This window comes from Virgisporangium aurantiacum, assembly GCF_016863635.1.
Classification (GTDB): domain Bacteria; phylum Actinomycetota; class Actinomycetes; order Mycobacteriales; family Micromonosporaceae; genus Virgisporangium; species Virgisporangium aurantiacum.
On the sequence record NZ_BOPG01000086.1, the window covers coordinates 1 to 8,815 of the forward strand.

Genomic DNA, 8,815 nt, shown 5'->3' on the forward strand with positions numbered 1-8,815 from the left:
CGGCTTCCCTCAGGCGACGCAACCGCGCCGATCGATTGGACCCGGACGAAGTCCGCCTCGCTCACCAGCGGCGGATGCACGATCCGACCGGAGATCACCCACTCGTCCTTCGGGGTTCCACCGCCGCACCACCCCACGGCTGGAACGCTTGTCCCCCGGCCCGCTCTCGTTGTGATCGGTACGCTGCCGGTTCCACACCTGCCGACCCGTGTACCGCAGGTTGGCCAAGATTTCGGCCGCCGTCCGAAGCGTCCACTCCTGTCCGACGGGCACAGCACCGCTGTCTACTGATCGCCGCCGCCCATGTGCCCGTCGGACGACAACCGACTGGAACACCGGTGCACGCCGCCCATGTGAGCGGCGAGGCGGCAAGCGGAGAACGGCCCGCTGAGGACATGCCTAACGAACCGGTCCCCGAATCCGGACAGCGACCGATCTGTTGGTCTCCGCCACACGGCGCCGTTCCTTCCACCACGTCGACCGGTCGGGCGTGGGCACTGTGGGGCCTACGGAAGTTCCTGCCGGCTCCGCCGGCCGAGGCGCTGGCCGACAACCTCGAATTGGTGGCCAGCGAACTGATCACCAACGGCATCGTCCACGGCGGCGAAGTGACCGAGGTGTGCCTGCAGCTACACGGCCCGCGAGTCCGGCTGAGCGTGCGTGACCGGCCTTCGACGAACCCGTCGTCGTGGCCGGCAGATTCGGAACCGATCATGAAATGGGTCGTGGAATGGCGATCATCGAAGCGGTCGCCACCGGCTAGGGTGTTCACCGAAAGGTTCCCGGGACCTGAGCGGGAAGATGGTGTGGCTCGACCTTGTCATCCGCTGAGTCACCCGCCGGCCCTGGGGGTCATGTACCTGACCTGAGCACTGCCCGTGACGAGTCGGGTCACTCCAGCGTGTGAAGCCCGTCGTTCAGGAGCGCGAGAGCACGCCGAATCTGTTCGCGTAACGCCTCGCGCGGATCTCCCCGCTCGACGCCGGCCAGCACCGTCCCGACCAATGCACCGACCAGGGCACCGGCCGCCGAACGGGACAGGGTGTCGTCGAGGCGGTCGGGATAGGCCCGGCGCAGCCGCCCGGCGATCAGCCGCTCCGCGGCGATGAGCCGTTGCAGTGCCTGGGCCTGCAACTCGGGTCTGCTGAACAGGATGGTCAGTCGCCCGGCGTCGGCCATGTCGTCGGACGCCGCGAGGACGTGTTCGACGATCCGCTGCATCGTCTCCAGCGGAGTGGTGGCCTGGATCGTGTCGAACCCCTCCGCGATCGCGGCCAACCGCTGGTCGGTGCCCGCGAACAGGACGTCTTCCTTCGCGCGGAAGTAGGCGAAGAACGTCCGCGTCGAGACCTCCGCGGCCGCGGCGATCTCTGCCACCGTCGTCCGCTCGTATCCGTTCTCGGTGAACAGCCGCGCCGCGGCCACGACCAACGCCGTGCGCGTCTGCTCCTTCTTCCTCTCCCGAAGACCCATGGCACAAATTTACATCACCATATAAATTTGCATCGTGATGCAGGAATCTGCCATCCGGGTCGAGGGCCTCAGGGTGCGGTATCCCGGTGCCGCGGCTGACGCGGTGGCCGGTATCGCCTTCACCGTGGCCCCGGGCGAGGTATTCGGGCTGCTCGGACCGAACGGCGCCGGCAAATCCACGACTCAGCGCGTGCTCACGGGCCAGCACCGCCGCTACGCCGGCACCGCCGAGGTGCTCGGTACGCCGGTCGCCCGCTGGGGCCGGAACCTGTACGAGCGGATCGGCGTCGGGTTCGAGCTGCCGGCATACCTTCCCAAACTCACCGCCCGGGAGAACCTGGCCGCTTTCGCCGCCCTCTACCACCGGCCGACGGACCGGCCCGAACAGGTGCTGGCCGCCGTCGGCCTCGCCGACGCCGCCGATCAGCGCGCCGCGACGTTCTCCAAGGGTATGAAGATGCGGCTGAACCTGGCCCGCGCTCTCCTTCACCGGCCCGATGTCCTGTTTCTCGACGAGCCGACGTCCGGCCTCGATCCGGTCAACGCCGCCGACGTCCGGGCGGTGATCCGGGCGCAGGCCGACACCGGCCGGACGGTTTTCCTGACCACCCACGACATGGCCGCCGTCGAGGAGTTGTGCACCCGGGTCGCGTTCATGCGTGCCGGCGGCATCGTCGCCGTCGATACCCCGCGCAGCCTCCGGCTCGCGTACGGTCGTCCCTCGGTCATGGTGGACTACACGGAGGCCGGCGAACTTCGGCACGCCGAGTTTCCGACGACCGACGATCGGGCCCTGCTCGCGCTGCTCGCCACGGGTCGGGTGCAGACGGTGCACACGCGCGAGGCCGCGCTCGCTGACGTGTTCATCGCCGTCGCCGGCCAAGCGCCGGTCGGTTCGCCGTGACGAGGCTGGGCGCGTTGCTCAGCCATGAACTGCGGACGCAGTGGCGGCTGGGCATCCCGGCGACGGTACTCGGTCTCGCGGCGTGCTGGTCGGCGCTGCTCCTCGTGCTGTCGGCCCAGGCGGCACGCGTCGCCGCGCCGTATCTGCTGTTCCTGGAGACGATGACCGTCGGCACGCTGTTCATCGGCGCGTTGGCCGTCACGGACCGGTCCAGCGGTGCCGCCGCCGCCCTGGCCGTCAGCCCGGCACGGTCATGGGAACGGGTCATCGCGAGGCTCGCGCCGCTGACCGTGCTGACCACCGTCGGCGCGGTGCCGGTCCTGATCGCGGGCCGGCGTTCCGGTCAGCTCGGTTCCGCCCTTCCGGCGATCGCTGTGGCCGGGCTGATGCTGCTCGCGGTCGCGGCGGGTGTCGCCGTGCGCAGGAGCGAGTTCGTGAGTTTCATGGTGGCGCTGACGGGTCCGATGGTGCTGCTGTTCGCCGTCCCGCTGGCGGTCTCCATCGGGCTGCTGACCGGAGTGCTGTGGTACGCCACACCCACGACCGGCGCGCTCATGCTCCTGGGCGACGACTCGCCCTATCGGGCCGGCCCGCTGCTGGTCTACCTCGCGCTGTGGGCTGTGGCGGCCCTGGCCTTCGCCACCTGGCGGTTGCGTACGGCGTTCGACGGAGCGACCGGCCGGACCGCCACGCACGTGCGGAGGTTGCCGGATCGTCCCCGCTGGTTGGTGTTTCCCCGGGCCGATCTGCGCAACATTAGCCGCGACACGATGCTGGCCCCGGTGGCGCTGAGCCCGCTGCTGCTCGCATTCGCGCTGCGCCTGGGCTATCCGCCCCTGGCGGCGTGGCTGCGGAGCAACCGCGGGGTCGACCTGGCACCGTACGAGCCGGCGCTGGTCATACTGGCCGTCGCCGTCCACGTGCCGGCGGCGTTCGGCATGACCGGCGCGCTGATCATTCTCGACGAGCTCGAGAACGGCACGCTCGCCGTCGTGCGGACCTCGCCGGTCGGCATCCGCCGATACCTCGCCTACCGGCTCACGTGCGTCACGGTCCTGAGCGCGGCCGGCCTCGCGGTCGCCGCTCCGCTGAGCGGCCTCGTCGCCATGTCGGCGACCGGCGCACTGCTGCTCGCCGTCCCGCTGGCGCCCCTGATGACCCTCGCGACGCTCGCCGTCGCCCGCACCCGCGTGCAGGGCGTCACCGCGGATAAAGCGCTGGCGCTGCCGGCCTATGTCCCGATCGCCGCCTGGTGGATTACCGGACCGGCCGGCTGGCTGCTGACACCGTTCCCGACCTACTGGATCACACGATCCTGGCCCGGCACCGACCCGACCTTCCTATTCGCCGGACTCGCGTGCACCGTCGCCTGGCTCGTCGCGCTCACCCGACGGGTCATCCACCGCCTCGGCTGAGGGCGGAACCGGGTCGGTCCTGCCGCCGTGGCGGAACCTCCGACCAGGGGAGGCCAGGCTCGGCAGGCTGAACCTCATTGGTCGCGGCGCGCACGGCGCGGCGCAGACGCCGACACCAGAACGGCGATCAGCAGAACGATGCGACGCCGTGCCGGCCCACCTGCGACAGTCGTCTACGCCCGGCGCGAACCCACGACCGTTATCGTCACGACCAGCGCGTCCAGCGGCCGGTCGTCGCCCCGGGCCGACGCGACGGCGAAGGGAACGATCATGGCGGTAGACCCCACCGGCAAGGATCTGGCCGATTTCCTGGCCGGCGATCCGGACAGCCCGGTAGTAATGCTCAACCTGCTCCGGTTCGCTGACGGCGGCCGGGACAGCTACACACGGTATGCCCGTGCCTTCCAGGAGACGTTCGCTCCCCGGTACGGCGTCGAGGTCGTCTACGCGGGCGACGGAGACACGGCGCTGGTCGCCGAGGACGGCCAGCAGTGGGACGCGGTCCTTATCGTGCGCTACCCGTCCCGGCGGGTGTTCAGCCGGATGGTCGCCGATCCGGAGTACCAACAGATCACGCACCTGCGTACCTCCGCGTTACGCGAGGCGGTCCTGCAACCGACGGTTCCGTGGGGCGCCACGGACCCGATCTGACCACCTGGAGCCGCCACCGCTGCGCCATGCCTGACCGGCTTCCGTCGCCGCCGGGCCGGCACCGCAACGAGAACCGGGTCAGCGGTGCGGTTCCTTGACCAGAATCGCCCGGGTGTAAAGCAGCGCGAAGCCACGACGTTGGGCGTTCTGCTGTGACTTGGAGCCGGGTTGCACGGTGATGACGGCGGTCTCGCAACCGGCCGCTGTCGCGTCGGCCAGTCGCGCCGCCAGCAGGGCAATCTGGACACCGCGGCGGCGGAACGGTGGCGCGGTCGCGGCCCCGGTGAACTGGGCGATCCGGTCGGTGACGCGGCTGCTGCCGCCCCCGGCCGGTACCCCGTCGACAAGGGCCAGGTAGCGCCGGACCAGCCGGAGGGTGTCGCGTTCGGCGTTCTCCAGGATCTGGCGCGGGAACTCCTCGTGGGCCGGGGCACCTTGATCGTCGGGGTGCAGCGAACCGTCGACGACGACGCGCATCCAGTCGTCGAACTCGTCGTCGCCGCAGGGCCGGACCTCGACCCCGGGTGGCGTGACCGGCTCGACGGCACCGCCGAGCGGGCGGCCGAGGACGTTCTCGAACGACACCAACCGGTAGCCGCGGCCGGCGAGCAGGTCGAGCAGCTCGGGGTCGGCGAGGCTGGCGACCTCGGCCTGTACCGGCGTTGCCCGCTCGGCGTAGGCGTCTTCGACACGGGCGAGGTCGGGTAGGCCGGCGAAGCCGAGCCCGGCGATCTTGTTGATCGGCGAGTCGGGCTCGGCGTAGCTGGCCACGCCGCCCGCGATCGGGACGGCGAATCCGGCGGCCCGATGCAGCCGGTCGCGGGTCGCGGCGTTCCACGCGGCGATGAGTTCGGCCTCCGCGCGCTCGATGCGCGCGGCGAGGCCGGTGTCGCAGAACAGGGTCATCGGGACTCCTCGGTCGGGTCGTGCAGGAGCAGGGCGAGGCCGCCGAGAATGGCGGCGCCGCCGAGCAGTTGAAGCGGTGACGGGCGGTCGCCGACCCAGACCACGGCGGTCAGTGTGCCGACCACCGGGGTCAGGTTCGCCAGTTGGCCGGCCCGGGCGGCGGGAACCCGGGCGATGCCCCGGTTGAACGCGACCCCGGCGATCGCGCCGCACGCGACCACCGCGAGGCAGGCGAGCCAACCCGTGGTTCCGGCCGCGCCGAGCCGCGTGCCGCCGGTCGTCCAGGTGACGGCGACGAACGGCGCCGCGGTCAGGACGCCTCCGACGCCCTGCCACGCGCTCGCGGCCAGCCCGTCACCGTCGTCGTCGTTGTAGCGGCGGGTGGCGACGAGGAAAGCCGCGGCCGCCACCACGGCCAGCAGGACCAACACGTTGCCCAGCAGGACGTCACGGCCCGCGCTCGCGCCGGGTTGGATCGCGACGAGCGCCCCGCCGGCCAACCCCACCGCCAACGCCGCGGCCGCCCGGCCCGTCAGGCGTTCGCGCAGGACGACCACGGCCAGCAGCACCGACAGCAACGGCTCGGCTGCCAGCAGCAGGCTGCCGTTCGACGCGCTGGTGCGGGCCAGGCCGAGGTCGCCGAACAGGAACGCCAACCCCGGCACCAACGTGCCGAGCAGCACCTGCCGCAGCGCGCGCCGCCGGTGCAGACGTCCCCGCGCCGCCGCCACGACCAGCAGCGCCACACCAGCGCCGGCGATCTCCACGGCAAGCAGGTCGGCCGGGCGCACGATCCGCAGCGCCACGACGGACACGGTGGTGCTCACCCCGTACAGCGCGGCCGACAGCAGCAGCGCCGGTTCGCCCGACCGCAGCCGGACGCCCGGCCCGGTGTCCACAGCCACGGTCGCCTCCCGCCGGCGCCGCACGATCGGCGACGCAACCGCCATAACGGTTACACCGGTTACGAAAGACGTCAACCGATAAACGGGGTACGGTGGTTACATGACACCGCCGGTCGACTGGCCCGGCCTGGCCGACGAGGAGCTACTCGTCGCCGTGGCCAACACCGCGCACGGCGAGCGGGACGAGTTCGCCGACGCCGGCTCGGTCCGCGCCTGGTGGCGCAGCGTCGGCCCGCCTCTGCCCGCCCGTCGCGGTCGGTCCGCCCCGGACGACGGCGTAGCCATGCTGCGCGACCTGCGCGCCGTGATCCGTCGTCTCGCCCTGCGCAACAACGGCATCGAGGCCCACCCCGGCCAGGCGTCCGATCTGGACACCCTCACCCTGCGCCTCGACCTACGCGCCACCCCGACGCTGCGCGCCGACCCCTCCGGCGACCTGGCCCGCGACATCGGGGCCGCCACCGTCGCGGCGTTGCTCCGGGCCATGGCCAGACCCGGCTGGCCCAGGGTCAAGGCGTGCCGCGGCGACGACTGCCGCTGGGTCTATGTGGACCAGTCACGTAATACATCCCGCCGATGGTGCGACATGGCCAACTGCGGCAACCGCGCCAAGATCGCCACCTTCCGGGCCCGCCACCAACCCGCACGGTAGGTAGCGGTCGGCGTTCATTGGGAAGATCGCGGGATGGACATGATGCACGTGCGTGTCATCTCGCCCGCCGCGTCGACGGCACGGGTCGAGGCGCTGCTGGCCGGTGATGAAGCCGTCGTCCACGTGATCGTCGTACCGGGCGCGGCCCGCTCACCCGCCGGCGATCTCGTCGAGTTCGACGTGGTCCGCGAAGGAGCGACCGACGTCCTCGACGCCCTGCGCGGCCTCGGCCTGGACCACGACGGCGCGATCGTCATGGAGAACGTCGACGCCGCGCTGTCGTCGGCGGCCCGGCGCGCCGCGCGGCGGGTCCCCGGCCTGGGTGTGGACGCCGTCGTATGGCAGGAACTCGAGGAGAAGACCGGCGAGGAGACCCAGCTGTCGTGGTCCTACGTCGTGTTCATGATCGTGGCGACGGTCATCGCGAGCATCGGTGTGCTCCTCGACCAGCCGATCCTCATCGTCGGGTCGATGGTCGTCGGCCCGGAGTTCGGTCCGCTCGCCGCGGTGTGCGTCGGCATCGTCCAGCGCCGCGGCCGGCTGGTGCGCCGCTCGACCGTCACCCTCGTCGTGGGTTTCGCCGTCGGGATGGCGGTGACCGTCCTGACCACCTGGCTACTGACCGCCGCCGGGCTCGTCGACAGTTCGATGCTGCTCGCCGAACGGCCATTGACCGACTTCATCTGGCGCCCGGACGCCCTGTCCTGGGTGGTCGGCTTCCTGGCCGGCATCGCCGGCATGCTCTCGTTGACCTCGGCCAAGGCAGGCACCCTGGTCGGCGTCCTCATCTCGGTGACCACCGTGCCGGCCGCGGCCAACGCCGCGGTCGCGATCGCCTACGGCGTCGGCCACGAAGCGGCCGGCTCGACGCTGCAACTCGTCATCAACCTCGTGGCCATCGTCGTCGCCGGAGTGCTGACTCTTCTCGTCCAACTGATCGCCGGGCGCCATGCCGGTAGGCGTCGCACCGAGCTTGGTACCGTCCGGCGGTGACGCCTCACGCCGCCGATCCCGCCCTGGTCGTTCGCCGTTTCAACGACTTCATCAGTGACCGCGACCTCGACGGGCTGACCGGCATGATGACCGACGACCACCTCTTCGTCGACACGACCGGCGCCACCGTCGCGGGACGGGCCGCGTGCGCCGACGCGTGGCAGGGTTTCTTCGCCGCGTTCCCGGACTACCGCAACGTCTTCGACGTCGTGACCGTCGCCGGGAACACGGTCGGGGTGACCGGGCACTCGGTCTGTTCCGAACCGACGCTCACCGGCCCGGCGCTGTGGACGGCGATCGTCCGCGACGGTCGGGTGGCCCGCTGGCAGGTTCATGACGACACCCCGGAGAACCGGCGGACGCTGGGTGTGTAGGTCACGGGCGGTCGGAAAGCCCGAAGTCGGCGGCGTGCCAGGCCGGCAGGAACGCGTCGAGGACCCGCCGCTGCCGATCGTCGACCACGGCCGTCGGTGGCGTGGGCGCTGCTGCCAGCGTGGCGCGGGCGCGTTGCAGAGCGCTGTTGACCCCGGCGACCGTGGTGCCGAGCAGGTCGGCGACCTCGCGGGCCGACCAGCCGAGAACGTCGCGCAGGATCAGCACCGCCGCCAAGCAGGCCACCGCGCTCGGCGGCAGCACCGTCCGGGACCGGACAGCCGGGCCGGCCGGCGCCTCCGCCCTGGTCGCCGACCCCGGCGGCGCGGTCATTGCGCTGTTCACCGCCGCCACTGCCTGAACCTCTCCCGGCGCCGCCGGTCCGTGGCGACCTGGTTTGGCTCGACCGACCCCACCCGGGGTTCATGCGTCCCAGCCGTCCAGGCCGGTCGGGCAGGTGGTCGCATGCTGGGTGAGTGCGTCCATGGCCCAGCAGTAGGAGTACGCGGAGATCCATTGCGGGGAGTGGTACGCCATCAGGTGG

The 8,815-nt window shown here is 71.4% G+C and carries 9 protein-coding genes and 1 pseudogene; 6 read left to right on the plus strand and 4 right to left on the minus strand.

The window, feature by feature from the left end; genetic code table 11:
- Nucleotides 1-891 precede the first annotated feature (891 nt).
- Nucleotides 892-1,473 (minus strand): TetR/AcrR family transcriptional regulator, encoded by a 582-nt coding sequence (locus Vau01_RS52590; protein WP_204009042.1) that lies wholly within the window; start codon nt 1,471-1,473, stop codon nt 892-894.
- Between the two features lie 37 nt (nt 1,474-1,510).
- Between Vau01_RS52590 and Vau01_RS52595 the strand changes: the two genes are divergently transcribed.
- From Vau01_RS52595 to Vau01_RS52605, 3 genes are all read left to right on the plus strand, one after another.
- Nucleotides 1,511-2,377, plus strand: coding sequence for an ABC transporter ATP-binding protein (locus Vau01_RS52595; RefSeq protein WP_204009054.1), 867 nt, complete (start codon nt 1,511-1,513; stop codon nt 2,375-2,377).
- Complete coding sequence (locus tag Vau01_RS52600) at nt 2,374-3,792, plus strand: Rv2686c family ABC transporter permease subunit (RefSeq protein WP_204009044.1); 1,419 nt, start codon at nt 2,374-2,376, stop codon at nt 3,790-3,792. The genes Vau01_RS52595 and Vau01_RS52600 overlap by 4 nt, the downstream gene beginning before the upstream one ends.
- Nucleotides 3,793-4,062: 270 nt before the next feature.
- Complete coding sequence (locus Vau01_RS52605; RefSeq protein ID WP_204009046.1) at nt 4,063-4,443, plus strand: DUF1330 domain-containing protein; 381 nt, start codon at nt 4,063-4,065, stop codon at nt 4,441-4,443.
- A 78-nt stretch (nt 4,444-4,521) separates the two neighbouring features.
- Here Vau01_RS52605 and Vau01_RS52610 read toward each other — a convergent pair whose 3' ends face one another.
- Together Vau01_RS52610 and Vau01_RS52615 are read right to left on the minus strand one after the other, a co-directional pair.
- The gene (locus tag Vau01_RS52610; RefSeq protein WP_204009048.1) at nt 4,522-5,349 is read right to left on the minus strand and encodes a GNAT family N-acetyltransferase; all 828 of its coding nucleotides are present in this window, start codon (nt 5,347-5,349) and stop codon (nt 4,522-4,524) included.
- A complete protein-coding gene (locus Vau01_RS52615) occupies nt 5,346-6,299 on the minus strand; it encodes a DMT family transporter (RefSeq protein ID WP_239152690.1) in 954 nt (317 codons plus the stop codon). The genes Vau01_RS52610 and Vau01_RS52615 overlap by 4 nt, the downstream gene beginning before the upstream one ends.
- Before the next feature lie 55 nt (nt 6,300-6,354).
- Between Vau01_RS52615 and Vau01_RS52620 the strand changes: the two genes are divergently transcribed.
- Genes Vau01_RS52620 through Vau01_RS52630 form a run of 3 tightly spaced genes read left to right on the plus strand, consistent with a single transcriptional unit; the run spans nt 6,355 to nt 8,273 of the window.
- Nucleotides 6,355-6,906 (plus strand): CGNR zinc finger domain-containing protein, encoded by a 552-nt coding sequence (locus Vau01_RS52620; RefSeq protein WP_204009050.1) that lies wholly within the window; start codon nt 6,355-6,357, stop codon nt 6,904-6,906.
- Between the two features lie 33 nt (nt 6,907-6,939).
- Complete coding sequence (locus tag Vau01_RS52625) at nt 6,940-7,899, plus strand: DUF389 domain-containing protein (RefSeq protein ID WP_308440524.1); 960 nt, start codon at nt 6,940-6,942, stop codon at nt 7,897-7,899.
- The gene (locus tag Vau01_RS52630; RefSeq protein ID WP_204009052.1) at nt 7,896-8,273 is read left to right on the plus strand and encodes a nuclear transport factor 2 family protein; all 378 of its coding nucleotides are present in this window, start codon (nt 7,896-7,898) and stop codon (nt 8,271-8,273) included. Before Vau01_RS52625 ends, Vau01_RS52630 begins: the two co-directional genes overlap by 4 nt.
- 123 nt (nt 8,274-8,396) lie before the next feature.
- Here Vau01_RS52630 and Vau01_RS65730 read toward each other — a convergent pair.
- Nucleotides 8,397-8,502: pseudogene (locus tag Vau01_RS65730) on the minus strand (sigma factor-like helix-turn-helix DNA-binding protein); the annotation flags it as partial.
- Nucleotides 8,503-8,815: the final 313 nt, after the last annotated feature.

Coding starts and splice junctions, on each gene's coding strand:
- Vau01_RS52610 (WP_204009048.1), bottom strand. CDS start 5,349: ATGACCCTGTTCTGCGACACCGGCCTCGCCGCGCGCATCGAGCGCGCG.
- Vau01_RS52615 (WP_239152690.1), bottom strand. CDS start 6,299: ATGGCGGTTGCGTCGCCGATCGTGCGGCGCCGGCGGGAGGCGACCGTG.
- Vau01_RS52605 (WP_204009046.1), top strand. CDS start 4,063: ATGGCGGTAGACCCCACCGGCAAGGATCTGGCCGATTTCCTGGCCGGC.
- Vau01_RS52620 (WP_204009050.1), top strand. CDS start 6,355: ATGACACCGCCGGTCGACTGGCCCGGCCTGGCCGACGAGGAGCTACTC.
- Vau01_RS52625 (WP_308440524.1), top strand. CDS start 6,940: ATGGACATGATGCACGTGCGTGTCATCTCGCCCGCCGCGTCGACGGCA.
- Vau01_RS52590 (WP_204009042.1), bottom strand. CDS start 1,473: ATGGGTCTTCGGGAGAGGAAGAAGGAGCAGACGCGCACGGCGTTGGTC.
- Vau01_RS52595 (WP_204009054.1), top strand. CDS start 1,511: ATGCAGGAATCTGCCATCCGGGTCGAGGGCCTCAGGGTGCGGTATCCC.